Annotated in this window: 29 protein-coding genes and 1 tRNA gene; 20 read left to right on the top strand and 10 right to left on the bottom strand. The window is 67.2% G+C overall.

From position 1 onward, the window contains the following. Positions 1 to 26: 26 nt before the first annotated feature. On the bottom strand, positions 27 to 782 hold the full coding sequence (locus tag ACQPYH_RS01700) for an SAM-dependent methyltransferase (RefSeq protein WP_432885561.1): 756 nt from the start codon (positions 780 to 782) through the stop codon (positions 27 to 29). A gap of 70 nt (positions 783 to 852) precedes the next feature. Between ACQPYH_RS01700 and ACQPYH_RS01695 the strand changes: the two genes are divergently transcribed. The 4 genes from ACQPYH_RS01695 to ACQPYH_RS01680 all read left to right on the top strand — a co-directional run bounded on the left by ACQPYH_RS01695 (position 853) and on the right by ACQPYH_RS01680 (position 4,184). After that, a complete protein-coding gene (locus ACQPYH_RS01695; protein WP_432885559.1) occupies positions 853 to 1,878 on the top strand; it encodes a hypothetical protein in 1,026 nt (341 codons plus the stop codon). 27 nt (positions 1,879 to 1,905) lie between these two features. Then, positions 1,906 to 2,322, top strand: a complete 417-nt coding sequence (locus ACQPYH_RS01690) for an NUDIX domain-containing protein (RefSeq protein ID WP_432885556.1) — start codon at positions 1,906 to 1,908, stop codon at positions 2,320 to 2,322. 144 nt (positions 2,323 to 2,466) lie between these two features. Beyond that, on the top strand, positions 2,467 to 2,970 hold the full coding sequence (locus tag ACQPYH_RS01685; RefSeq protein WP_432885553.1) for a YciI family protein: 504 nt from the start codon (positions 2,467 to 2,469) through the stop codon (positions 2,968 to 2,970). Continuing rightward, a complete protein-coding gene (locus ACQPYH_RS01680; protein ID WP_432885550.1) occupies positions 2,970 to 4,184 on the top strand; it encodes an RNA polymerase sigma factor in 1,215 nt (404 codons plus the stop codon). Before ACQPYH_RS01685 ends, ACQPYH_RS01680 begins: the two co-directional genes overlap by 1 nt. Positions 4,185 to 4,189: 5 nt before the next feature. Here the strand turns inward: ACQPYH_RS01680 and ACQPYH_RS01675 are convergent, their stop codons facing one another. Then, positions 4,190 to 4,696, bottom strand: a complete 507-nt coding sequence (locus ACQPYH_RS01675) for a DinB family protein (RefSeq protein WP_432885547.1) — start codon at positions 4,694 to 4,696, stop codon at positions 4,190 to 4,192. A 64-nt stretch (positions 4,697 to 4,760) separates the two neighbouring features. Next, positions 4,761 to 5,147 carry a DUF7668 domain-containing protein gene (locus tag ACQPYH_RS01670; protein WP_432885544.1) on the bottom strand — a complete coding sequence of 129 codons (387 nt, stop codon included), beginning with the start codon at positions 5,145 to 5,147 and terminating at the stop codon, positions 4,761 to 4,763. A 36-nt stretch (positions 5,148 to 5,183) separates the two neighbouring features. Between ACQPYH_RS01670 and smpB the strand changes: the two genes are divergently transcribed. From smpB to ACQPYH_RS01645, 5 genes are all read left to right on the top strand, one after another. Next, entirely contained in the window at positions 5,184 to 5,663 is a 480-nt protein-coding gene (gene smpB / locus ACQPYH_RS01665) for an SsrA-binding protein SmpB (protein WP_432885541.1), read from the top strand. Between the two features lie 21 nt (positions 5,664 to 5,684). Then, positions 5,685 to 6,221 carry a GNAT family N-acetyltransferase gene (locus tag ACQPYH_RS01660; protein WP_432885538.1) on the top strand — a complete coding sequence of 179 codons (537 nt, stop codon included), beginning with the start codon at positions 5,685 to 5,687 and terminating at the stop codon, positions 6,219 to 6,221. Positions 6,222 to 6,304: 83 nt separating this feature from the next. Then, complete coding sequence (locus ACQPYH_RS01655) at positions 6,305 to 6,676, top strand: hypothetical protein (protein WP_432885535.1); 372 nt, start codon at positions 6,305 to 6,307, stop codon at positions 6,674 to 6,676. Next, positions 6,673 to 7,299, top strand: coding sequence for a DNA-3-methyladenine glycosylase (locus ACQPYH_RS01650; protein WP_432885532.1), 627 nt, complete (start codon positions 6,673 to 6,675; stop codon positions 7,297 to 7,299). Before ACQPYH_RS01655 ends, ACQPYH_RS01650 begins: the two co-directional genes overlap by 4 nt. Positions 7,300 to 7,439: 140 nt before the next feature. Beyond that, positions 7,440 to 8,057, top strand: coding sequence for a GNAT family N-acetyltransferase (locus tag ACQPYH_RS01645; RefSeq protein ID WP_432885529.1), 618 nt, complete (start codon positions 7,440 to 7,442; stop codon positions 8,055 to 8,057). A 407-nt stretch (positions 8,058 to 8,464) separates the two neighbouring features. Here the strand turns inward: ACQPYH_RS01645 and ACQPYH_RS01640 are convergent, their stop codons facing one another. Beyond that, the gene (locus ACQPYH_RS01640; RefSeq protein ID WP_432885526.1) at positions 8,465 to 9,862 is read right to left on the bottom strand and encodes an FAD-dependent oxidoreductase; all 1,398 of its coding nucleotides are present in this window, start codon (positions 9,860 to 9,862) and stop codon (positions 8,465 to 8,467) included. Between the two features lie 79 nt (positions 9,863 to 9,941). Here ACQPYH_RS01640 and ACQPYH_RS01635 point away from each other — a divergent pair, with 79 nt between their 5' ends. The 4 genes from ACQPYH_RS01635 (at position 9,942) to ACQPYH_RS01620 (ending at position 12,437) form a co-directional block, all read left to right on the top strand. Further along, the gene (locus ACQPYH_RS01635; protein WP_432885524.1) at positions 9,942 to 10,325 is read left to right on the top strand and encodes an ArsR/SmtB family transcription factor; all 384 of its coding nucleotides are present in this window, start codon (positions 9,942 to 9,944) and stop codon (positions 10,323 to 10,325) included. Continuing rightward, positions 10,262 to 10,732, top strand: a complete 471-nt coding sequence (locus ACQPYH_RS01630; protein WP_432885522.1) for a hypothetical protein — start codon at positions 10,262 to 10,264, stop codon at positions 10,730 to 10,732. The genes ACQPYH_RS01635 and ACQPYH_RS01630 overlap by 64 nt, the downstream gene beginning before the upstream one ends. Beyond that, positions 10,729 to 11,136, top strand: coding sequence for an arsenate reductase ArsC (locus ACQPYH_RS01625; protein WP_432885519.1), 408 nt, complete (start codon positions 10,729 to 10,731; stop codon positions 11,134 to 11,136). Before ACQPYH_RS01630 ends, ACQPYH_RS01625 begins: the two co-directional genes overlap by 4 nt. A gap of 698 nt (positions 11,137 to 11,834) precedes the next feature. Next, positions 11,835 to 12,437 carry a hypothetical protein gene (locus tag ACQPYH_RS01620; RefSeq protein ID WP_432885516.1) on the top strand — a complete coding sequence of 201 codons (603 nt, stop codon included), beginning with the start codon at positions 11,835 to 11,837 and terminating at the stop codon, positions 12,435 to 12,437. Between the two features lie 7 nt (positions 12,438 to 12,444). Here the strand turns inward: ACQPYH_RS01620 and ACQPYH_RS01615 are convergent, their stop codons facing one another. The 3 genes from ACQPYH_RS01615 to ACQPYH_RS01605 are packed head-to-tail and all read right to left on the bottom strand — an operon-like array spanning position 12,445 to position 13,715. Further along, the gene (locus ACQPYH_RS01615) at positions 12,445 to 12,831 is read right to left on the bottom strand and encodes a DUF7660 family protein (RefSeq protein WP_432885514.1); all 387 of its coding nucleotides are present in this window, start codon (positions 12,829 to 12,831) and stop codon (positions 12,445 to 12,447) included. Positions 12,832 to 12,850: 19 nt separating this feature from the next. Beyond that, entirely contained in the window at positions 12,851 to 13,588 is a 738-nt protein-coding gene (locus ACQPYH_RS01610) for a hypothetical protein (protein ID WP_432885511.1), read from the bottom strand. Continuing rightward, complete coding sequence (locus tag ACQPYH_RS01605; RefSeq protein WP_432894300.1) at positions 13,566 to 13,715, bottom strand: hypothetical protein; 150 nt, start codon at positions 13,713 to 13,715, stop codon at positions 13,566 to 13,568. The genes ACQPYH_RS01610 and ACQPYH_RS01605 overlap by 23 nt, the downstream gene beginning before the upstream one ends. Before the next feature lie 411 nt (positions 13,716 to 14,126). Here ACQPYH_RS01605 and ACQPYH_RS01600 point away from each other — a divergent pair, with 411 nt between their 5' ends. Continuing rightward, positions 14,127 to 14,801 carry an isochorismatase family protein gene (locus ACQPYH_RS01600; protein ID WP_432885508.1) on the top strand — a complete coding sequence of 225 codons (675 nt, stop codon included), beginning with the start codon at positions 14,127 to 14,129 and terminating at the stop codon, positions 14,799 to 14,801. 123 nt (positions 14,802 to 14,924) lie between these two features. Here the strand turns inward: ACQPYH_RS01600 and ACQPYH_RS01595 are convergent, their stop codons facing one another. Then, a complete protein-coding gene (locus ACQPYH_RS01595) occupies positions 14,925 to 15,686 on the bottom strand; it encodes a phosphotransferase enzyme family protein (protein WP_432885505.1) in 762 nt (253 codons plus the stop codon). A 517-nt stretch (positions 15,687 to 16,203) separates the two neighbouring features. Beyond that, positions 16,204 to 16,276, bottom strand: a tRNA-Arg gene (locus tag ACQPYH_RS01590). Between the two features lie 109 nt (positions 16,277 to 16,385). On the opposite strand from ACQPYH_RS01590, the gene ACQPYH_RS01585 reads away from it, so the two are divergent. The 4 genes from ACQPYH_RS01585 to ACQPYH_RS01570 all read left to right on the top strand — a co-directional run bounded on the left by ACQPYH_RS01585 (position 16,386) and on the right by ACQPYH_RS01570 (position 21,799). Continuing rightward, positions 16,386 to 16,940, top strand: a complete 555-nt coding sequence (locus ACQPYH_RS01585) for a hypothetical protein (protein ID WP_432885503.1) — start codon at positions 16,386 to 16,388, stop codon at positions 16,938 to 16,940. 861 nt (positions 16,941 to 17,801) lie between these two features. Then, positions 17,802 to 18,392, top strand: a complete 591-nt coding sequence (locus tag ACQPYH_RS01580) for a hypothetical protein (protein ID WP_432885500.1) — start codon at positions 17,802 to 17,804, stop codon at positions 18,390 to 18,392. Next, the gene (locus ACQPYH_RS01575) at positions 18,389 to 19,585 is read left to right on the top strand and encodes a hypothetical protein (protein WP_432885497.1); all 1,197 of its coding nucleotides are present in this window, start codon (positions 18,389 to 18,391) and stop codon (positions 19,583 to 19,585) included. The genes ACQPYH_RS01580 and ACQPYH_RS01575 overlap by 4 nt, the downstream gene beginning before the upstream one ends. A 324-nt stretch (positions 19,586 to 19,909) precedes the next feature. Beyond that, positions 19,910 to 21,799, top strand: coding sequence for a phosphoenolpyruvate carboxykinase (GTP) (locus ACQPYH_RS01570; RefSeq protein WP_432885494.1), 1,890 nt, complete (start codon positions 19,910 to 19,912; stop codon positions 21,797 to 21,799). Positions 21,800 to 21,855: 56 nt separating this feature from the next. Here the strand turns inward: ACQPYH_RS01570 and ACQPYH_RS01565 are convergent, their stop codons facing one another. Then, complete coding sequence (locus ACQPYH_RS01565; RefSeq protein WP_432885492.1) at positions 21,856 to 22,512, bottom strand: phosphoribosyltransferase; 657 nt, start codon at positions 22,510 to 22,512, stop codon at positions 21,856 to 21,858. A gap of 28 nt (positions 22,513 to 22,540) precedes the next feature. Between ACQPYH_RS01565 and ACQPYH_RS01560 the strand changes: the two genes are divergently transcribed. Both ACQPYH_RS01560 and ACQPYH_RS01555 read left to right on the top strand, forming a co-directional pair. Further along, positions 22,541 to 22,846 carry a pyridoxamine 5'-phosphate oxidase family protein gene (locus ACQPYH_RS01560; protein ID WP_432885489.1) on the top strand — a complete coding sequence of 102 codons (306 nt, stop codon included), beginning with the start codon at positions 22,541 to 22,543 and terminating at the stop codon, positions 22,844 to 22,846. Further along, the gene (locus ACQPYH_RS01555; RefSeq protein WP_432885486.1) at positions 22,837 to 23,709 is read left to right on the top strand and encodes an LLM class flavin-dependent oxidoreductase; all 873 of its coding nucleotides are present in this window, start codon (positions 22,837 to 22,839) and stop codon (positions 23,707 to 23,709) included. Before ACQPYH_RS01560 ends, ACQPYH_RS01555 begins: the two co-directional genes overlap by 10 nt. The last annotated feature ends 59 nt before the right edge of the window (positions 23,710 to 23,768 follow it).

The raw sequence follows: 23,768 nt of genomic DNA, 5'->3' as shown, positions 1-23,768 counted from the left end.
CCAAGGCTCTACCTGCAGGTGGTTAATCAGTTGCGGCGGGCAACTAGTCGGGTGAGGCCGAGGGATTGGCCGGCGTCGGTGTGGAGCATTTGGGCTTCCTCGCGGCCCGGGGTGCCGGCGTCTTGGTCGCAGGCTTCGTTCCATTGCAGCCAGTCCTGCCAGCCGTCGGGGAGTTGGTCGGCGATGTCGACGGTGACCAGGCCGGTCTTCTCCCAGTGGCGACGCCACCACGTCGGGCTGTGCCAGGCGCAGAAGTCCCATTTCCAGTACGGCGCGAGATGCGGCGGGGGAAGCGTCTCGTACTCCGCGACGAGGCCGGGCTGGCTGATGCCGATCTGACCGCCGCGCTTCACGAAGCGTGAGTAGTAGCCGAGGTAGAGGTCGTCGGTGCCGAAGTAGTGATACGCGCCGATACTGACGAGCGCATCGAAGAAGTCCTCGGCAAAGGGCAGGTCGTGGGCTTCGGCGTGGATCGGGTGGACCTGGTCTTCCAGCTGAGCCTCGGTGACGCGGCGCAGGTTCTCGTCGGGCTTGATCCACAGGTCGGTGGCCCACACCTCAACGCCGTACTCCTTGGCCAGAAAGATCGAGCTGAGCGCGGTGCCACACCCCATATCAAGCACCCGCATCCCAGGCTCGAGCGCCATGACCTCGCCCAACGCCTCCGCCTGCCACACGGGGTTGGGCCCCATTCCGCCCTCAACCATCCACCGCCCCGAGTACGCCGCAGCCCGCGGGTAACGCCCATTCCTCAACAGCACGTCCAACTCGGAATCATCCATGCCATGCGAGTCTCCGAGCCACCTCGCGCCGAGGCAACCGGTTATTCGCCGGGCCGGTAGCGTGCCGCGGGTGCATGATCCGCCGCCCGCCAGACCGCTCGGCCCCGACGCCGAGGGCCAATGGGTACGCCGCTGGACCTCACCCGAGTGGACGCAGGCCGCGGACGCGTGGGTCGGTCATCGGCTCGCCGAGCTCGGTCGCCGGATCAGCGGCGTACCCGTTACCTACCGCGCTCGCTTCTGGTCGGTGGTGCGCTGCTATCCGACCGCCGAAGGCCTGGTGTGGTTCAAGGAGAACAACCCCGCCCATCGGTTCGAGGCCGCGCTGGTCGCCACGTTGGCCCGACTCGCGCCGTACGACGTCATCGTGCCGCTCGCGGTGGATCGCGAACGCCGTTGGCTGCTGACGGACGATCAAGGTACGACGCTGACGCATGCTGATGTTGCCGATCAGCGGACACGCTGCATCGTCGTCCGGGCGCTGGCCCGCCTCCAATGCACCATCCTCGGCCGTGTCGACCTGACGGAGTACGACGGGATGGTCCAGCTCGCACCCCGCGCCGCCGGTGATCGCGTGCGCGCCGTGGCCGAGGAATGGTCGCCGCTCCAGTTCGACCCGGAGCTGTTGGAACGAGCCGCGCGCGCCGCCGACGTACTGGACCGACGAACCGCGTCCCTCAGCGACACCGTCCCGCTCGACCTGGAACTCAACGACATCTACCCGGCGAACATCTTCGCGGACCGCTCAACCGGCGTACTCCGCCCGCGCTTCTTCGACTTCGGCAACGCCCTGTGGGCCCACCCGTTCGTCTCCCTGCACAGCTTCCTCGACGCGGTCACGGACTGGACCCGCGCCCCTCTGTCCCGCCCAGACCGCGACGAACTACACACCACCTACCTGACCGTTTGGCGCGACCACCTAGACGCCGACCCCCACGTACTCCGCACCGACCTCGCCGCCACCGAGGCCCTCACAAACGTCCACCGCCTCACCTCCTGGCACCGCCTACTCCCCTACGCCGACCCCCTCGAACTCCGATCCCGCGCCGAAATCCCCCACAACTACCTCACCGCAATCGCCGCACTCGCCAACTGAAGCCCCCCACGATGATGAACTAGGGGTGTGACCGAGCATTTCGGCGTCTATGGGGTCTGGTGGCAGGAGGGGCGGATCGTGCTCGTGCGGAAGGCGCGCGGGCCGTATGACGGGCTTCTGGACCTGCCGGGTGGTTCGCCTGAGCCTGGTGAATCCGAGGCGGCGACGCTTCGGCGCGAGCTGCGGGAAGAGTGCGGGGTCGAGCTTGCTCGAGTGGTCGACCGCGCTCCGTTCGAGTTTCACGTTCGCCGGGACGCTTCCGGTCGGCCGATCGACTTCACGCATTCGGGTGTGGTCTCGCGTGTGGAGGTGGCGAGCCACGTCGTACACGGCATCGCGGCGGAGGACGTCCGCGGGGTGGTGCTCGCGACGGCGGCCGATGCCCGGATGTTCTCGCCACTTGTCGTCGAAGCACTCCGCCGGTTTCCTGAGCTCAGCCCTTGAGCTGGGGACGAGTGATTCGTCCGGCAGATTCGGCGGGGGCGGGGCGAGAGGAAGATTCTTCGGGGGGTTGTCGATCTTGGGGGTTGTTGTTCGACCTGGGGGTAGTGCGGGCCGGCAGGCGGTTCGTGGGACGAGGAGAGCGCGATGGCGAAGTACATGCTGATCACGCGGGGTACTGACGAGTCGAATGCAGCTGTGATGGCTGGGTTCGAGGAGTTGGCGGCTTCGACGTACCAGTTCATCGAGGAGTTGATGAAGGCCGGGGTGTTCATCGCGGCCGAGGGGCTGGATGACGCGGCCGAGAGCGTTGTCGTCGACTTCAGCGGCGAGGCGCCGGTGGTGACGGACGGGCCGTACGGCGAGACGAAGGAGCTGTTTGGCGGCTACTTCATGCTCGATGTCGCGTCGAAGCAGGAGGCGGTCGAGTGGGCCAAGCGGCTGCCGTCGGTGGCCGGGTCCAAGATCGAGGTACGGCGGGTTGCCGGCGAGGACGAGCGGCCGCCAGGCCACGAGGAGGCCGGTGCGCACGAAACCGGCGAGGGGTCCGCAGAAGCCGCTGTCGGCGAGGGCTCCACGGAAGCCGGCGGGGACGGGAAGCGCGAGAGCTCCGAGGGGGACGGGGAGCGCGAGAGCGTCGGCCGGGTCTGATGGATGCGGCGGATGTCGAGGCGGTCTGGCGGATCGAGTCGGCGCGGATCGTTGCCGCGCTGACCCGGTTCACCGGGGACTTCGCGTTGGCCGAGGACGCCGCGCAGGAGGCGGTGGCCGAGGCGCTGGTGTCGTGGCCGCGGACCCCGCCGGACAGTCCGGCCGGCTGGCTCATGGCCACGGCCCGGCGCAGAGCGATCGACGCGATCCGCCGCCGTACTGCGCTGAAGGACCGGTACGCGATGCTGGCGGCCGACCCGGTCGTCGACGAGGACATCGACCCCGACCGCATCGACGACGACATCCTCGCGCTGATGTTCATCAGCTGCCACCCGGTGCTCTCGCCCGAGGCCCGGGTGGCGCTGACCCTGCGCGTGGTCGCCGGCCTGTCGTCGGAGCAAATCGCCCGCGCGTTCCTCGTACCCGTACCGACCGTGCAGGCCCGCATCACCCGCGCGAAGAAGACGATCGCGGCTGCCGGCGTACCGTTCGAGCTGCCGCCAGCCGATGAGCGCCGCGAGCGGCTCGGCGGCGTACTCAGCGTGGTCTACGTGATCTTCACAGAGGGATCGACGGCGACGTCGGGTGACCTGCTGGTACGCCGGGACGTCGCGTACGAGGCGATCCGGCTGACCCGCACACTGGCCGCACTGCTGCCGGACGAGCCGGAGGTGCACGGCCTGCTCGCGCTGTGCGAGCTGACGGCCGCACGCTTCCCAGCCCGTACCGGCCCGGACGGTTCGCCGATCCTGCTGGAGGACCAGGACCGGCAGCGATGGGACTTCTCGGCGATCCAGCGCAGTCTGGCTGCACTTGCGAAGGCCTCGGTTCGCGGCCTCGGCCCGTACGGCTTGCAGGCCGCGATCGCCGCCGTACACGCGTCTGCCCCATCGGTCGAGGCAACCGACTGGGACCGGATCGTGGTGCTCTACGAGGCCCTCGGCCGCGTCGCGCCTTCACCGATCGTCGAGCTCAACCAAGCCGTCGCGGTCGCGATGGCCTCCGGTCCGGCAGAAGCGCTGGCCATGGTCGACGAGCTTGTCGCCTCGGACCGGCTCCCCGGCTCGCATCTCGTCCCGACCGTACGCGGCGAACTCCTCACTCGCCTCGGCCGCCTCCCCGAGGCTCGCGCCGAACTCGAGTTGGCAGCCCGCCTCTGCACCAACGAACGCGAACGCTCAGTACTACTGGACAAAGCCGCCGCTCTGGACTGACAAAGCTATTCGCCCGTGGCGCCGTCGATGCGCTCACGGAGGAAATCCGCGTGACCGTTGTGGCGTGCGTACTCCTCGATCATGTGCAGGTAGATCCACCGCAGCGTGTAGTCCTCGCCGGGGCTGACCGCGTCGAGGCTGAGCCCCGCCACCGCCGTACGCGAGCGGGCGACACTCGCCTGATAGCTGGCCAGGTCGTCCGCGGCTCGCGTGACATCGACGATGTCACCGCTGTTCCTCGCGCCGGGCACGTAGTCCCAGAAGTACTGGAGGTCGGGCTGACCGTCGTACGTGTGGAACCACGCCTCGACGCCGGACAGGTGCCGAACGAGCCCGAGCAACGACAGCGTCGACGGCGGCACCGCTCGCATCGCGAGCTGCTCAGGCGTCAGGCCGCCACACTTCTGCAGCAGCGTCGTGCGCTGGTAGTCGAGGCGGTCATCGAGAGCGGACCGCTCGTCGACCGGGTTGTTCGGTGGTTCGGGCCGCTCGGGCATGGTCCATGTCGACATGCCGGCGAGGCTACGTGCGAGTCGACCCCACGGGCCACCGAGTTAGGCACTGGACTGACTGCAGTTATGGGACGTAAACGAGATAGGGGCGAAATCGGAACGCCGTCTCATCATCTTCGGAGACCGCCACCTCCAGTACGAGGTCACTGCGACCTTCCTCGGCGATCCAGAGATCGACGAGACAATCCCAGTGGTTGCCCTGCCACATCGCGACCGAGGTATCCCACGTGGCCTCAGGCAGCTGGATCAGCGTGACCGATCCATAGTTCGCGACTGCTTCACGGCAGTAGTTCGAGACGGCTTCGGAGATCGGATCAACGTTCTCGATGCCTTGGCCGATGCGGGCGTCTCCTCGCACGAGGGAGTGAACGATCGCGTCAAGGACTTCTCGCCAGGCATGCGGTACGGGAGTCTGGACTTCGTCCTTGAGAGGCATCACTTCCGCGGCCATCTGAAAAGAGTAGTGCGGTCGGGGGACAATCACTGGGTGAAGAAGCCTGAGGTCGAGCCCGTGGTTGCGCGCAACCGGAAGGCTGCGCATGACTATCAGCTGGGCGAGTCCTGGGAGGCAGGGATCGTGCTGGAGGGGCCGGAGGTGAAGGCGCTCCGGGCCGGGCGGGCCTCGCTGGTCGGCGGGTTCGCCCAGGTCGAGAACCGCGAGATCTGGCTGCACGGCGTACACATCCCGCAGTACTCGCAGTCCCGCTGGTTCAACGGCGGCTCCCGCCGCAAGCGGAAACTCCTGCTGCACCGCGCCCAGATCGACAAGATCGAGCGCAAGGTCAACGAGAGCGGCCTGACGGTCGTCCCGGTGCTCCTGTACTTCAAGGACGGCCGCGCGAAGGTCGAGATCGCCCTTGCCCGCGGCAAGAAAACCTGGGACAAACGGAACGCACTCGCCGAACGCGAGGCGACCCGTGAGGTCGAGCGCGCCGTCAACCGCCGCCTGAAGGGCCGCTCGGACTGATCCCTTTGTTAGCGTGCGCTGGTGGATGACCTGGGACCCGTGGCCTGGCCGCCGGCGCCGATCAAGACCGAACGGCTCGTACTCCGTGAGTCCGAGGCGCGCGACCGTACGACGTTCATCGAGCTACTCGCCTCGCCCGAAGTGAACACGTACCTCGGCGGCCCCCGCCCCCGCGCCGAACTCGAACGCGAGCTGCCCGACGTACCGGAACAGTGGCCTGGCAGCTTCGTAGTCGAACTAGACGGCGCAATGATCGGCCAGATCCTCCTCAGGCGAGCAACCACCCACCGTCGCCCCGCCGCCAAGGACAAGGCCGACCTCGGCTACCTCTTCCTCCCCCAATCCTGGGGCTCCGGCTACGCCACCGAGTCCTGCACCGCCGCCCTCACCTGGTTCGACGAGGCCCTCCCCGGCGAGCCGATCATCCTCACCACCCAGTCCGCCAACACCGCTTCAATACGCCTAGCCGCCACCCTAGGCTTCACCGAACTAGAACGCTTCGAAGCCTGGGGCTCGGAACAATGGCTCGGCATCCGGCCCCCGGCCAGAACTGCCTGAACGGCGCTGGGGTGACGGGGGAGATGAGTGCCCGGGCTGCGCGGATTGCCCATGCCCTTCACGAGGCGCGCGAGCGTCGGATCATGACTCCTCCTGCCACCGCGACAGCCATTCGCGAGGCGAGCGACGAGGACTGGGCCTGGCGGATGGTGCTCCAGGGCCGAGACCACCTGCGCCTCCTGCTAAGCCGCCACGACGGCTCCGAAGCAGCATGGGAAGCGTTGCCGTCAACAACCGGTCACGCAGGATTCGACGTACTCCTCGCCGCCCTGACGGCCCACGAATTCGAGGCCGTTGACCAGGCGCCACCAGACTGGACCAAGGTCGAGGCCCTCCCAGATCCATGGGTCCCCGAGCACCCGTTCCTGGACCACGACGAGATCATCGAGCAAACACCGGACTACCTTGCGCGACTAAACATCTTCGTCCCCAACCGCGACCTGACAACGGCATGAGCGAGACGCGGATGGTCCGGCCCGCGTCAGCCACGCGGTTGCATGGTGAGTTCTATCTGCGGCCTGCGGTCGAGTGCGCGACCGAGTTTCTCGGCAAGGTCTTGGTTCGGTGTACGGCGGCGGGCCGCATCGCGGGAGTGATCCACGACGTCGAGTCGTACCCGGCCTTCGCAGACGACGTCCACCACGGAAACAAGAGAACGCCGCGCACCACCATCATGTGGGAGGCGGGCGGCGTCGCGTACGTCTATCTGGCCTACGGGATGTGGCATCAGTTTGCAGCCGTTGTGAATCGGGCCGATGTGCCCGACGTGGTGTTCATCCGCGGCGTCGTCCCAGTCGAAGGCATCGACCTGATGGCCGCCCAATGGGACAAACCGCGCGCTGTCACGGACCTGGCCAACTCGCCGGGCAAGCTGTGCAAGTCCTTCCAGATCACCAAGGACCTGTACGGCGCAGACCTCACCGCCGACGAACTGTTCCTTGAGGACTGGCGCATCCCGATCAACGCAGCCGACATCCACACCACCAACCGCGTCGGCATCAGCACACAACACGACGGCCACGACGCGCCCCTCAGATACCACCTCACGCCCAAGCGTTCCGGGTGGCTGCCAACCTAGTGGCGATCGCTCGTCGGGTTCAGATCACAGCGCGCATCATCAAGTTCACGCGTCTCGTCCCGCCACCGAGCCCGCGACGCCTTACTGGCGCGCGTGGCAGAGTTGCCCAGGAACGCGCCGAACGAAAGGAGCCGATAGACGTGCGCGAAACGGATGCCGACATTCCGGTCGTGGTGCTCTCGGATGGCGTGGTCACTCTCCGCCCTTGGTCGAGAGATGACGCCGGGTTCATGACGGAAGCGTTCGCCGATCCAGCGATCCGACGCTACAACGGAGCCCACGACCGTCTCGGACGACCGGCGCCGCCGCTCTCGATCGAGGACGCTGAAGCGATCATTGACGAGTTCGCGTCGAGCTGGCGGGCGTTCGGCGCGGCCGAGCCACCATCTGGTGTTGCATTCGCGATCACGGACGCAGCCTCTGGTGGCCTGGTCGGCTGCTGCGGCGTCGATGACTGGTCGACGGCAGACGTAGCGCAGTTCGGCTACTGGATCGGGCCGAGAGCGCGCGGGCGCGGGTACGCGACTCGAGCGGTGGCTCTGCTCACAAGGTGGTTGTTCGAGCTCGGCGCAGCTCGCGCCTTCCTGACGGTCGAGGCGGACAATGAAGCGTCAGCTGCGGTGGCCCGCCGAGCAGGGTTCGTGCACGAGGGAACGATGCGCGCACACAGCGTGTGGCGGGGCGAGCGCATCGACGTGATGTGGTTCGCGGCGCTGCCGCACGAATGGACGACGCGCGAGCCGGACGAACCAGCGTGATGTGCAAGGCGATCAGAGCCGGGCTTGTCGAGTCCTTCGCCGAGGGCAACGAGTCGGTCATGTACGCCATGGCCCGAAGGCAATGCCTGACCCCAGCCTGACCCCAACGACCTGCACCGGCGAGCGGCCGTGGCTCCTGGTCGAACCCAGCCTGTCCTTGGACCTCCGCCAGCGCATCGAGACGTGGCTGGAACTCGAGAGCCTGGGCTCGCCTTTTCGCCGGATCGTTGGGCGCGGCCTTGCGGATGCCGAGGGCGCTGGTCGGCAGTGGCCCGGCTCCGCTGCCAGTGCCTGTAGTAGAGCGTGCCGTAGGTGACGGTTGTGTTGATTGCGAGCGCTGCGACTACGTCACGGCGAATGCCTCCGCGGCCGGATGGCGCGGCCGGCCGTGGAGGTTGCCAGAGGCATCAACCGCAGCAGCCTGAGGACTTGGGGGTGTCGTTTTCGATGACGGTTAGTAGGCCGCCGGTGATGCCGGTGGCGAGGCCGCGGCCCCCCGGCGCGGAGAGCTCGAATGATTGCGGGGCTGGGCCGCAGCAGCCGCCGGTCTCGTCGGTGGTGCCGCCGTAGGCGAGGTTGGAGGAGCACACGCCGGTCTCCGGTAGGTCGAGCTGAACGTCTCGTGCAGCCTCCCAGTCGCCGGCCAGCGCCGCGACGACCGAGCGGGCTTGTTCGTAGCCGGTCGCGAGGAGGAACGTCGGGGCGCGGCCGTAGGACTTGGCGCCGATTGCGTAGTACCCGGGCTCGGGGTGCGCGAGTTCGTCGACGCCGTGCGGCGGGACCGTGCCGCAGGAGTGCTTGTTGGGGTCGATCAGCGGTGCCAGCGCGCGGGTGGAGCCCATGATCGGATCCAGGTCCAAGCGCAGCTCGGAGACCATGTCGTGGTCCGGCCGGAAGCCGGTCGAGTTGACCACGGTGTCGGCCACCACCTCACGCTCGCCGGACGTGAGCCGCACCCTGCCGCCCGCGCGGTCGATACCTTCGATCTGGAACGAGCTGACCAGCTCGACCAAGCCGGACCGCACGAGCTTCTTCAAGCGGGACCCGAGCGCGCCCCGGGCGGGCAGCTCGTCGGCGTCACCACCGCCGTACGTGCGGGCCTGGTCGGTCCCACGCACAACCCACACAACCTCGGTACCTGGTGCCTCGTCGGCGAGCTGACCGAGGTCGAGCAGCGTCGTTGCGGCCGAGTGACCCGCGCCGACGACCGCCGTACGACAACCCGCGAAGCGCTCCCGGTCGACGCCGAGGACGTCAGGCAGAGCGTGTGCGATGCCTTCAACAGCCTCGACCTCGCCGCGGGCCGGGATGCCTGAGCCGCCGAGGACGTTCGGCTTCCGCCAGGTGCCGGCCGCGTCGATCACGGCCGACGCCAGCAGTTCGGACCCGTCAGCGAGGCGGATCAGGAACGGCGCCACCTCGCGGCCTGTCGTGCGGATTCGGTCGAAACCGACTCTCGTCACGGCGGTGACCTGGGCGTTGTAGCGGATGCGGTCGTTCAGCTCCGGAGTCTTCGTCAGCGGTGCGAGGTAGGCGTCGATGAGATCGCCACCGGTGGGGAGCTTGGCCAAGTCGGGTTCGGTCCAGCCGGATTGTTCGAGCAGGCGACGAGCCGCGGAGTCGATGTCGTAGCGCCACGGACTGAACAGCTTCACGTGCCGCCATTCCTCGATCGCCGCTGCGACACTCGGACCGGACTCGAGTACGGCGAAGTCCACGCCACGCTCGGCGAGGTGCGCGGCTGCCGCAAGACCGACCGGACCCGCTCCGATGACGACGACCGGCGCCCCTGTCTGCTCGATCACGATCCCAGCTCCCTATCTAGAAGATCATCGAATCAAGAGTCAGCTTGCCTCTTGATTCGACAAGAGTCAATATAGATCCATGTCGAAACAAGAGATCGGGTTGACCCCCGTCGCAGGCGCAGGCTGCTGCGCGCCGATCTCCGACACAGCTCTCGACGCGGCGGGAGCCGCCGAGGGCGCGTCCGTGTTCAAGGCGCTCGCCGATCCGATCCGGCTCCGGCTGTTCTCGATCATCACTTCCGCGGGTGACGAGGTCTGCGTCTGCGATCTGACGCCACAGTTCGACGTCAGCGGACCGACCATCTCGCATCACCTCAAGGTGCTCCGCGAGGCCGGCTTGGTCGACTGCGAGCGCCGCGGCACCTGGGTCTACTACTGGCCCGTGCCCGAGAAGCTGCGGTGGGTCGCCAGCCTTCTCGCCGTACCGGAAACCGCCTCGACGCAGTCCTCGGGGCGATCCTGACGAACCTGATGTACGGCGAAACCGCCGTGTCCTGGTCGACCACGCACCGATCGGCCGGCCACCTCTATATCGGCGAGACCGTCGCCACCGGCGGCCTGATCCTGCTGATCTTCGCGCTCGCCCGGACGGGCCGCTCGGCGTTGGCGCCCGCCGCGGTCGGCGCGTACATCGGTGCGGCGTACTGGTTCACGTCCTCGACCTCGTTCGCCAACCCGGCCGTCACCATGGGACGTGCCTTCAGCGACACGTTCGCCGGTATCGCGCTCAGCTCGGCCGTCGGCTTCATCGTCTTTCAGATCCTCGGGGCCGCCCTCGGCACATCCGCACTCGCCGTCCTCTACCCCGACGCGGGCCAAGCGGCCGACGACATCGCCACACCTCAAACCACGGCTGGAGCGTCCTCGTGAGCAAACCTACGGTTCTGTTCGTGTGCGTCCACAACGCCGGCCGCTCCCAGATGGCCGCCGGCTGGCTCCGGTCCTTGGCCGGTGACGACGTCGACGTACTGTCAGCAGGTTCCGAACCCGGCAACCAGATCAACCCCGTCGCCGTCGAGGCAATGCGCGAAGTCGGCATCGACATCACCGCAAACACCCCGCGCCTACTGTCGACCGAGGACGTCCAGGCCAGCGACGTAGTGATCACCATGGGCTGCGGCGACGCCTGCCCCTTCTACCCCGGCAAACGCTACGAAGACTGGAACCTAACCGACCCCGCCGGCCAACCGCTCGAGACCGTCCGCCAGATCCGCGACGAAATCCGCACCCACATCGAAAACCTCCTCGCCGAACTACGGGCGAGCCAGCCCTGAGGCGCAGACACGAATCGTGGCAGGTTTGGTCACCAGCGAGAATGGCTGAGTGAAGGACCCACCAGCCGGTCTGCCGCCGGCGAATTCGATAAAGTGGCACTCGCGGCGTTGGTGGGACGGGCTGGGATACATACGCGTGCGTTCACTTAGCAATCCGGCATGGAACCGCGACGTGAACTGGCTCACGCACGTGGTGGTCCGAGAACAAGCCTCGGCACCGGCTGACGAAAAAGGCCACTACGAAACGATCCTTCGCACGCTCCGGCGCTACCCGCGAACTGCGAGTGGGGTCGACGCGCCAGACCTGTCGTGGGACGAAGTCTTGGCCTCCATCGACGAGCTGTCACTCCTTCGCCAAGCCCGACACCTCGAACGAACCAATGCAGCAACGACCGACCTTGGCGAAGGTCTGTAGATGTCTGCCACGCGCGGATGGGTATCGAGAAGGCGGACCAACGGTCATCAACCGCCCCGCGGAAACAGAAACCCCAGCACCTGGACGTCGTCTGTTCGGTGATGTGCGACGGTCGTCTGCCAGGTGATCTGCGACAGTGGTGAGCGCGGATCGCGGCAGATGCGGAGGTTTCGCAACGCCGCAGGCTACGGGCATGCTGTAGCGATGGGTAGGACTGAGGATCCGGCGGGCGACGCCCGACGCCAGGCCGTCAAGGACGGGTTGGTCGAGCTGCTCGGGTTCGATGAGCGCCCGGCGCTGTAGATGGCTTGACCGCCGCCAGCCGGCGCCGAACGAGAGAACCAACTGGTGGCTGTACCTTTTGCTGGTCATCGATCAGGAATTGGATGGGCAGTCGAGCGGGCAGGCGGATTGGGCGGAACTGACGCTTTGGCTCCTGCGCCAGGGACAGGCACGGGCCGTGTTCACCAAAGCAGAGAGCGCAGAGCAGCTTGCGTATTGCACGATGAAGATGCGGCGCGCGGGCATCAGCTTGGGCGTGCTGCCAACGGCTGACGAGATCGTCCGGGCGTGCCTGGACGCCCTCCCAGTCCGTCTGAACGAGGCGGCGACACTCGCTGACCGGCGCGAACTGCGCGGCCTTGACCGCACGCAGATGCGACAATCCCGGCAGGCGAAGAGACTGGTCGGCGCCGCCCAGTGGCACCTGGACCAAGTCCAGGATCCGCGGCTCGCCTCTCAGCTGCGCGAATGGATCGGCGTCAAAGCGCAGCTCGTGCAGCGTCCGCGTCGTCCGAGCACATTCGACGGGAACCCTCGCCATGGCAAGTACGCTTGGCCTCGGGCACGCCCATCAGGCGTGATCACGTCTCCCTCCTCGGCCTGATGTGCGATCACTCGTAGACTGTCGCGGCCCTGAGAGCATCGTTTACGACTTCCCAGCCATTGCCGGGCGGTACGGTTCGTCGATTGAGGTAGTAGCCGCCCGAATCGGCAAGCCACGACGCGAGGGCTTCGAGGTACTCGTGGAGTGCTGCATTAGGCCAAGGCGCACCCAAGGCCGCCTCCTCAGCGAGGTCGCGGGCCGTTGCTATGACCTGCTCCCGGCCGTTCGCCAGCGAGGCTGAAGGGCATCCACCAGCTGTGCACTCCTCGTCGACGTCAAACTCACCATGCTCGAACTCGTAGTGAAAGCACACGTAGTGCATTCGCTCGAAGACCTCGAACTGTGCTGCGGAGACCTTGACCGGTCGCTGGCATCGTCGGCACTCAAGCCCCATTCCCGCAGCATGCCATGCGTTAACTGGCGGGAGCGTCCGGGTGCTCGCCCCAGGCTTTGAGCACCTGCTCCCTCACGTGGTTCGACTCAAAGGAAACGTTTCGCCACGGCACACCGCATTCTGGAAGGCTGCACCAGAGGTCATCCCAGCTCCTCGCCGAAAGGGTTCGCCCGCTAGGAGAGATGCGGACTTCGAATTGGCGAGGTCGGCGCATTGGTCCGCAGATCACTGCGGTGGGAGTTGAGGGCGTCCGCCAGACGGTCGTTCGGCCGGGTGAACGCCGTCCTTCCAGGTAGGCGTCGACCTCCTCGGCAGTCCAGCGGTCGAGATCTTCGGTGCCGTCGTCGGAGTAGTCCACGGTGTCGTACATATCGTCGAGGTCGACGAACACCTGGCACCGCGCGTCGCCGTCGTGGCCGATGTTGGTGTGTGCCCAACGGACGAGTTCACGTGCGCTGAGATCGTTGCGTTTGAAGCGGCGGAGCACGGCGGCAAAGGCGCCTCGTTGAGCGTTGACTGCCAACACGTCCTCCATCCCCAACTCGTCGAGCGTGTCCTCGATCAGCGGCTCCAGAACGAACCGCGAGTCCCGCGGCGAGGCTCCGGCGAGCTCTCGAAGTGTCGGCGAGTCAACACCGGCTACAAGACACTGCACGGCGGCATCGATCACCTCATTGGCGGTGCCAGGACTGAGACGCCAAAGACTGACAGCGTCTGCCAGCAAGGCAGCGGCTTCATCTCGGGCGAGGTCCGGCATGCCGCTCATCTTGCCGGTTCGGACGCGCTCGTCGCACCAGCTTTGCCGACGTCGAGGGAGACCGCATCCCGAGCGCGAGGCGGACGGTGTTCCGGGACACGACGTGGGAGGCCATGAGGTCCTGCACGGTCGGCACGCGCTCGCCGGCCTTAATCTTGCCGGTGCGAATCTGTTCGCGAAGCTAGGCCGTTAGAGGTCATCCAAGATGTGCTCGGCCACAGCTCGCCGACCGCCACGAAGGTCATCTACGTCGACGTGGGAAGAGGACCTGACCCGGGACGCCGCCGACAGCTCGGGTTCTGTTCGAGGAGCAGGACGAAGAGTGACGTTGGGGTATGCCTGAGGGTACGGGTGGGCACCGCGCCTGGCGACGCCCCAGGGTCCGGGCCGGATGCTCATGGCTGTCCGTCCCGATCCGGAGCCGGTGTGAGCAGAACCGTTAGCAATTGGGCTCCTGCCCATGATGCCGCCCTGCATCATCCCGGAGCCGCGAGTCGCGCCGCAGGCAATGTCGGTGGGCACTGGCAGGGTGCTCCGCATGACGGAGACAGTGGTTCCCAAACTGCACCAGTGGACCATCGAGGCGCGGGAGTACCTACGGCAGGAGACGCGGCGCGGGAAGCGGCATGCCTATCAGGAGCTGGTACCGGAGCGTACTGCGCTAGTGGTGGTCGACATGGTCTCGTTTTTCGTCGCGGAAGGGGACTACGAACGCGGCATTGTGCCGAACATCCAGGAGCTTGCTGGCACCCTGCGTGACCTGGGTGGGACAGTTGCGTGGGTACTGCCGGGACGAACTGAGATCACCGCGGTGACAAAGGAGTTCTTCGGGGCCGACATTGCGAAGATCTTCAGCGAATCGGGCGGCACCGGTCCGCTGCGGGACCGAGTCTGGCGCGAGTTCGATGTACGAGATGAAGACCTACTTGTAGAAAAGACGGCGGCGAGCGCCTTCTTCCCTGGCCGCTGCGACCTGTCTGACCTGCTTGAGGCGCGTGGCATCGACACCGTTCTGATTTCCGGCACCGTGGCAAACGTCTGCTGCGAGTCAACCGCGCGCGACGCCAGCACCCTTGGCTACCGCGTCCTGATGGTCGCCGACGCAAACGCCGCCCGCCGCGACCAGGACCTTAACGCCACCCTCCATACCGTCTACCGCACCTTCGGCGACGTCCGCCCCACCACAGAAGTGCTTAACCTCCTAACATCCTGAAGTCCCACGCTCAGCGTTTGTACGCGGTACGCGATCCGACGATACGGTCGCTGCGCTCCGCTCAGGCGCGCACACCGGGGTGGTCTGCGCGCCTGCACTCGCTTTCCGCGGCGCTGGCAGCAGCTAGCCCGGCTGGACGACGCGGGCGGCGATCGCCGGGGCCATCTCGCGCAGCCACGCCTCGGCCCGCCGCAGCACGTCCCTGCCGCCGCCCTCCCAGTGCTTGCGGAACACTGGGTCCAGCTTGGCGGAGGCGGAGGAATCTTCGTAATAGCGGCGCGCCATGTCAACGGCCAAGGGCGTCAGCCCCGCGCGTTGCCGCGCCGTCATGCCGTAGGCGTCTGCGAACACGGCCATCCGGTGCGGGATATCGGCGTCCTCCAACGCGGGTGCCCGGTCCCGGGGATCGCCCCATTTGAGCGGCGCCCAGTACCACAGCGCGTTCGCGATGTCGTAGAGCCGGGTGGTCGGCCTGGCGAGGTCGAAGTCGATCAGCGCGGCGGGCCGACCGTCGCGGAAGATCACGTTGCCCGTGGCATAGTCGCGGTGGCTGACCAGCTCGGCCCGCCCGACGAGCTTTCCCTGGACGGCGGGCGACCCGCCCCACACCGCACCGGGTGGCGGCACCCACCCAGCCGACGCCTCGTGCAACGCACGGATAAGCCGGGCCAGGTCGACGAGGACATCGTCACCTGCTGCCTCCGCCGGCAGCGGGTGACGATGCACCTGGCCGGGGACGAACGACAACACCTCGCGCCCCTGCTCATCGACGCCAAGCGGGAGCGGCGCACCGGTGAACCCGGCATCGCGCAGGTGGCCCAGGTAGCCCTGCACAGTCAGACTGAACGGCCGCAGCGGCCGCCGAACAGTATCCCCGATCCGCACGATCCCCTCAGTGACACTGCCACCCGTCAGCGGCTGGCCTTCGCTCATACCGCACCAACCTAGCGCAGCCCTGCACCAGGCCAACGGCTTCGACGGCCCACGGCGCACGCCGCTCGCTACCTCATCGTCATCGAGCAGAACTGAACGATCTCAGCGCTCTTGGCAGACCATCGCCATTTGAACACGCACGACCGAGTCGACACCACGGTCGCACGCCGCACCACCACCCAACCGGCTCGTAGCGCCAAAGGACAGCGGCCACGCAAATACCACCCCAACTTCATAGACGAGGTGTCAACCATCAACTGGCACAGAATCGTCAGACATCAGGTGGCACACGACAAGAGCGACAAGAGCGGTGAAGACTCGGCTTCCTATTCGGGGAGCACGACGAAGAGTGACGTTGGGGTGCGCGTGGGGGTCCGGAAGAACGGCCGAGTGGTTGGGCCGCCCTTCTGGCAGGTCCCGGGGAACACAAAAGCCCAGGTCAGCGGACTGATCCTGGGCCTTCGATTTGCGCGCTCGGAGGGATTCGAACCCCCAACCTTCTGATCCGTAGTCAGATGCTCTATCCGTTGAGCTACGAGCGCTGGACAACGTCGAGTAACGATACATGGAGGGGGTGGGTGTAGGCCAATCGGCTCTGGAGGGCGGCGCGGTGTCGGGTACTGCGGGGGTTGTGAGCCCTACGATCCGCGCATGGGTATCGAGGATTTGCTGGGCGGGCGGGATCTCGGGGACGTGAAGAAGGCGGTCGGGTTCGTGATGGAGAACTCGGACGACTTCCAGAAGGTGCTCGAGCTTGTGCGGGGGTTGCCGGATGGGGCGGTCGGGTTCATCGGGCAACTGCCGGAGCTGCTGAAGACGATCGGGACCGGGCTGGCGGAGGCCGGCGAGCAGGCGGCGAAGGCTGCTGGAGCGCTGGTCGGGGATGACGGCGAAGGCGGCGCACGGAAGGCGCTGACCGGCAGCGCTGGCACGATGAATTCGGCCAAGGACCGGCTGAAGGACGCGTCCGGGATGCTGGCCGGGCTGGCCGGTGAGCTGGACAAGATCCCTGGGATCGGGGATGCGGCCGCGAAGAAGCTGACCGACGGGAGCGGGCAGATCGGCGCGGTGGCGACCGAGGTCGAGAGCCTCGCCGGCAACATGAAGGACCTGTCGGACATCCTCGGCACGGTCGGGGATGCGCTGAAGGGGCTGGGCACGAAGCTCACCGAGTCGGGCGGCTCGGTCAAGACGCTGCTGAGCTAGTCGGGCGTACGCCGGGGTCCGCGTGAGGTTCCCGTACGACGGGGCGCTTGTGAGGTTTCCGTACGACGGGGTGTGCCGGCCGGATCCCGCCGTTAGGCAGCCCGCGCAGTCGGGTGCCATTGGCAACCATGTGCGGAGGGCGGCTCCATCGACGGGTGATGGACGAGCGACGGCAGCACCGCCACAGCCAGCTCGCCCATCACGAGTACACGCCAGCAGGCGGGGCGCCGCGGAGATAGCGCACACGGCGTAGCGCACGTGTGGAGAGACACCCACCACCTCCAGCTCACCCATGAGCGGCAGACCCATCACGCTGTAGTCGACGCGGCGGCAGCCGCAGACCGCGCGCGGCAGCGCGCAAGACACCTCAGGGTGGGTGGGAGCGTGCGCGGGAGCACGGCGACGAAGGAGCCGCGCGTAGCGCACGCGTGGGGACACATCACCACCTCCACCTCACCCATCAGCAGCAGACCCCTCACCCTGTAGTCGACGCGGCGGCAGCCGCACACCGCGCGGCAGCGCGCAACACCGGGTGGGTGGGAGCGTGCGCCCCAGCACGGCGACGAAGGAGCCGCGCGTAGCGCACGCGTGGGACCACCCCACCACCTCCACCTCACCGACCAGCAGCAGAACCCACCATGCTGTAGTCGACGCGGCGGCAGCCGCACACCGCGCGGCAGCGCGCAACACCGGGTGGGTGGGAGCGTGCGCGCCAGCACGGCGACGAAGGAGTCGCGCGTAGCGCATGCGTGGGGAAACATCACCACCTGACCCGCGGGGAACCGGGTCGAGGGGGGTTTGCGTCTAAGGGGGGTTGCCTGATCGGTTAGGGAGGACCTCCGCGTGGTTAAGGTCGCGGGCATGGGTAGTCGACTGGTGCGGGGTACGGCGATCGGGTGTGGGGTGGCTGCGATTGCGGGTGGGGGGATCGGGTGGGCGGTCGGCGAGCCGGTGACGCCTGCGGACATCGTCGAAGCGCGGACGATGCCGGCGGATCTGTGTGCGCGGATCGGGGACGTCTCGAGCCTGTTGCCTAAGGCATCGAGTGGGCCGGTGACGATGACGCAGGTCGGGAGTACGACGATCACCTGCGAGGCGGGCAGCTCCCGGGCGAAGGCCCGCGCGTACACCGCGGCGAGCGTGAAGGTCAGCATCACGCCGTACGGCGGGCAGGATGCCGGCGCCGGGAACAAGCCGTTCACGCCGACACAGACCGCGAAGAAGGTCTTCACGCGATCGCCGATGAAGACGCTCAACGAGGACAGGCCGTACCCGACCAAGGTCAGCCGGACCCCCAGCGGCATGGCCGGCGAATCATGGGCTGTGCACACACTCGTGCAGCGCGCGGACATCGTCGTACAGGTGGACTACATAGCCAATCCGGTGGACGCGGGCGTGGCGCAGAAGGCAGCGTTGGCGCTGGCGGATCGCGCCATCTGGGAGAGCAAGTGAGTACGCCGGAGATCCCGGGCTACCAGCTGGATCAGCGACTGCTCCAGCACGCGCTCGCCGAGTTGTGGCACGGCCGCACGTTCACCGGCATGGAAGTCATCGCGCTCGTGCTGAGCGAGGACGGCGCGCGCGACGAGACAGTCGTGGAGCGACTGAGCCGCGCGAGCCGCGACGCCGCGCTGGTGCCGGGCCAGCAGGAGACGCCGCTCTGGGCGGCCAACTTCAACTCGAGCCGCCCGTACGCGATCACGCAGCTGATCCCCGGACAGACCGGCGCGGAGCGGCTGATCGACCCGCTCGACGGGATCATCGGGAACGACGACGTCTCCCTGCAGGCGATCCGCCAGCAACTCAGCGGGTACGGCGCAATGCCGCCGGACCTCCCGCAAGCAGACAACATCCCGTCGTACGCCGACCGTCCACACCAACAACAACCACCACAGCAACCCGACGAGCCCACGAAGATCGACGTCGCCCGCCAGTACAGCCGCAAGATCGGCTCCTGGATCTACGCCGTCGTGGCCGTCGTCGTCCTGATCGTCTTCAGCATCACGTACTCGATCGGCTCCGCGATCGGCAGCGCCGTGAAGAAGGACGACCCGGTCGAGGTCGCGGCGCCCGCGGTCAGCCCGGAGGCGTTCCCGGCCAAGGTCCTGATCCCGCCGATCAACATCGTCACGACAGCGCCGTACAAACGCCCCGACGGATCAGCCGGCGTGTTCGGGGCGACGTACGCCGCTGGCACCGATCTCCAGGTCGTCGCGAACGCCGAGCTGCCGTTCGCGATCGGCTGGCCGCGGCCGCCGCAGGTGATCCGGCTGGGTGAGTCCTCGCAGCTCATCCTGCGGAAGGTCGTCACCGCGTCCGAGTACGACCCGGCGAACGGCCTGAAGAACTCGTTCCAGGCACAGGTCGCGCTCCACCCGTGCGTGAGTCTGGCGCAGTGCCTGGCCGACCGGCCCTCGTTCGACCAGCTGTGGACGAAGATCTACAAGACGACCGCGCCGGCGACCGCGAAGGACGCGCGGACCTGGCTGACGGTGTCGACGAAGGCGCCGTACACGATCACGATGACGCACGCGTTCCTGAGCGGCGGCCAGTGGTGGCTGGTCGGCGCGATGGTCTACGGGCAGGTGGCCGAGGCGCCGGATGTCCAGCGGGTCGTCAACGACATCTGGCGGCAGACCAGTTGATCGACCGCAAAATCTGCTGAACGGCCCGCGCGAACAGCGCGGGCCGTTCTCATTTTCACAAGCTCCACCGGAAAGCGATTGTCGCGAAAACTTTGTGACCGGGTTCACGTTCTGGCGGTTCACAGCCCCGGGGTCGTTCGCGTACCGTAGTACCACTTGCACACTGGTATACGCCCACTGGACGCACTGGTATGCGAGCGACTACACCGCCAGCCAGCTGCATCGAACCGCCGGAGACCCCGGCGGCCGGACGCCGTGCCCGCCTTTCAGCGTCGAGGGGCCGAACGTCGCCGGGCCCGACAGCCGAGAGGGAATGAGCCGCGAATGACGACAACCGCCAGCCCGACCCATACCGAGACCGCCACCTCAGCAGCCACCAAGGACTCCCTCCCCGGCGAAAGTCCGACGCCGTACGACCTGACGGCGGCCCCGACGCAGCACGCCGGCCTGCTCAACTGGGTGGCCGAGGTAGCCGAGCTCACGCAGCCCGACCGGATCCACTGGGTCGACGGGTCGGACGCGGAGTACGCCACGCTGACGAACGAGCTGATCGCGGCCGGCACCATGGTCCGGCTGAACGAGGAGAAGAAGCCGAACTCGTTCTGGGTCCGCACGGATCCGAGTGACGTGGCGCGGGTCGAGCAGCGCACCTTCATCTGCTCCACGGAGGAGAAGGACGCCGGTCCGACCAACAACTGGATGGACCCGGCGCAGATGAAGGCGCTGATGACGGAGCTGTACCGCGGCTCGATGCGCGGCCGGACGATGTACGTCGTCCCGTTCTGCATGGGCCCGCTGACGGCCGAGAAGCCGATGTTCGGTGTCGAGATCACCGACTCGGCGTACGTCGTCGCGTCGATGCGGATCATGTGCCGCACCGGTGCCGAGGTGCTGGACAAGCTGGGCGAGGACGCGTCGTACGTGCCCTGCCTGCACTCGGTCGGCGCACCGCTCGAGCCGGGCCAGAAGGACGTGCCGTGGCCGTGCAACGACGAGAAGTACATCGTCCAGTTCCCCGAGGAGCGGGCGATCTGGTCCTACGGTTCCGGGTACGGCGGCAACTCGCTGCTTGGCAAGAAGTGCTACTCGCTGCGGATCGCGTCCGCGATGGCCCGCGACGAAGGCTGGCTGGCCGAGCACATGCTGATCCTGAAGCTGATCTCGCCGGAGAAGAAGGTCCACTACGTCGCGGCCGCGTTCCCGAGCGCCTGCGGCAAGACCAACCTGGCGATGCTCGACCCGACGCTGGAGGGCTGGGAGGTCGAGACGCTCGGCGACGACATCGCCTGGATGCGGTTCGGCAAGGACGGCCGGCTGTACGCCGTGAACCCGGAGTTCGGGCTGTTCGGTGTTGCCCCCGGCACCGGTTGGAAGACGAACCCGAACGCGATGCGCACGATCGAGAAGGGCAACTCGGTCTTCACCAACGTCGCGCTCACCGACGACGGCGACGTCTGGTGGGAGGGCTACTCGCCGACCCCGCCGGACCACCTGACCGACTGGAAGGGCCGCGAGTGGACGCCGGGCAACGGCGAGCTGTCGAGCCACCCGAACAGCCGGTTCTGCACGCCGATCAAGCAGTGCCCGATCATCGCCGACGAGTACGACGACCCGAACGGCGTACCGATCTCCGCGATCATCTTCGGCGGCCGCCGCGCCACCACGGTCCCGCTGGTGACCGAGTCGCGCGACTGGGCGCACGGGGTGTTCATGGGCGCGACGCTGTCGTCCGAGACCACCGCGGCCGCGGTCGGCCAGGTCGGCGTCGTACGGCGCGACCCGATGGCGATGCTGCCGTTCCTCGGGTACGACGCCGGGCAGTACTTCGACCACTGGCTGACCGTCGGCAAGCAGCACGACGCTGCTCAGCTGCCGAAGATCTTCTACGTGAACTGGTTCCGCAAGGACGACGCGGGCAAGTTCGTCTGGCCGGGCTTCGGTGAGAACAGCCGCGTGCTGAAGTGGGTCATCGACCGGATCGAGGGCCAGGCCGACGCGATCGAGACGCCGATCGGCCGGGTGCCGGCCGCGGACGCGCTCGACGTCGCCGGGCTGGACATGACCGCGCAGGACCTCGAGATCGCGCTCGACGTGGACGTCGAGGAGTGGAAGGCCGAGATCCCGCTGATCGAGGAGTGGTTCGCCAAGCTCGGCGACACCGTGCCGACCGAGCTCAAGGTCGAGCTCGACAACCTGAAGGCCCGGCTGGGGTAGGGACTTCGGCCGCCGAGTCGGAAGCCGGCGGCCGGACCGACAGCGCGGTGCCTCGGCTATCTGCCGGGGCGCCGCGCTGTGCTTTCTGCCAGCACCCGCCGGACCTCGTCGTCGCTCACCGACGAGAAGTCGCGGTACGCCTGCCCGACCGCGTTGAAGTACCGCGGGATCCACACGCACACCACCTGATCAGCGATCCGCGCCAGCCGGCGGCAGCTCTCCACACCACCCACCGGTACGGCGACGATCACGCGCGCGGGCTGCTGGCGTCGTACCGCTTCCACCGCTGCCCGCATCGTCGAGCCGGTAGCCAGCCCGTCGTCGACGAGGATCACCACCCGATCCCGTACGTCGATCGGCGGCCGATCCCCGCGGTACGCCGATTCGCGCCGGCGCAGCTCCCGGACCTCGCGCCGGCGTACCTCTTCCATCGCAGCCGCGTCGACGTCCCGCGCGATCTGCTCGTTGCGCACGACATGCAGTTCCTCGCCGACGCCCGCGATCGCGCCCATCGCCAGCTCCGGCTGCCCCGGCAACCCCAGCTTGCGCACGATCAGCACGTCGAGCTCCGCACCGAGGGCGTCCGCGACCGGCGCCGCGACCGGTACGCCGCCGCGCGCGAGCCCGAGCACCAGGACCGGACCGGCGACCGGCCCGAGCTCGTCGGCCAGCACCTCGCCCGCAGCAGTCCGATCGAAATACGGCCTCCTCATCCCGCCATGATCCAACTACGTTGACCCCATGCGAATCCCTGAGACCGCGCGAGCCGTCCTCGAGTCGAACGCCTTGGGTCATCTGGTGACAATCAACCCCGACGGCAGCCCGCAGGTCTCCGTGATCTGGGTCGGTCTGGACGGCGACGAGATCATCGCCGCGCACGTCCCGAACAACCAGAAGGTGAAGAACATCCGCCGCGACGGCCGGGTGGCACTCACGCTGACCTACATCGGCCCCGACGCCGAGTTCTTCCCAGGGGCCGAACCGCCGCCCGGCTACCTGACCCACATCACCCCCACCAAAATCGGAGGCGTAGGCCCATGGGCATGAAAATCGGTGTGATGCTCCCCCTCGGCGCAGGAGACGGTCCTGACGGCGGGATGCCCGGTTGGAAGGACGTCCGGGCAGTGGCGGAGGCGGCCGAGCAAGGCGGCCTCGACTCGGTCTGGATCGCCGACCACTTCCTCTACCGCGACGCCCAGGACCAGATCTACGGCATGCACGAGTCCTGGACCCTCCTGACCGCAGTAGCCGCAGTCACCTCCCGAGTAGAACTCGGAAACATGGTCCTCTGCGCCTCATTCCGAGACCCCGGCCTAACCGCCAAAATGGCCGCAACCCTCGACGAGGTATCCGCCGGAAGACTCATCCTCGGCGTAGGCGCCGGCTGGCACGACCCCGAATACGAAGCGTTCGGTTTGCCCACAGATCACCGCGTAGGCCGTTTCGAGGAATGGCTGGAAATCGTCGCGCGAATGGTGCGCGGAGAGACGGTGACCTACAAAGGCACGTACTACGAGGTGCGCGAAGCAAACCTGGACCCAGCCCCACCCCACCGCATTCCCATTCTCGTCGCCGGCGCCCGCCCCCGCATGATGCGCCTGACCGCACAATGGGCCGACATGTACAACACAGCCTGGTACGGCACCCCGAACGAAAAGGTCGAGGAACGCCTAGAAGCCCTACGCCAAGCAACAGCGGCAGCAGGCACGACGGTGACTCCCACCGCAGGAATCATCGTCCGCGACCCAGACCAGCCAGCAGCCGAACCAAGCCCCAACGCAATCCCGGTAAAAGCCCTACCAGAAGCAATCACAGCCTACGAAAAACTAGGCGTAGAGCACCTAATAATCTCGCCAGAACCAATGACCCCACAGACGGTCGAGCAAATCGCAAAAGCAAAGGGCCAATAACAGCAAACCCCAGCCACGCAAGAACCCGAGGGGCTCCAGCCCAGGAACGGAATCCGGGG

Origin of the sequence: Kribbella sp. CA-245084 (assembly GCF_050942355.1) — a bacterium.
GTDB lineage: Bacteria > Actinomycetota > Actinomycetes > Propionibacteriales > Kribbellaceae > Kribbella.
Note: the sequence above shows the minus strand (reverse complement) of the source record. Positions and strands in the feature narration are given on the sequence as shown.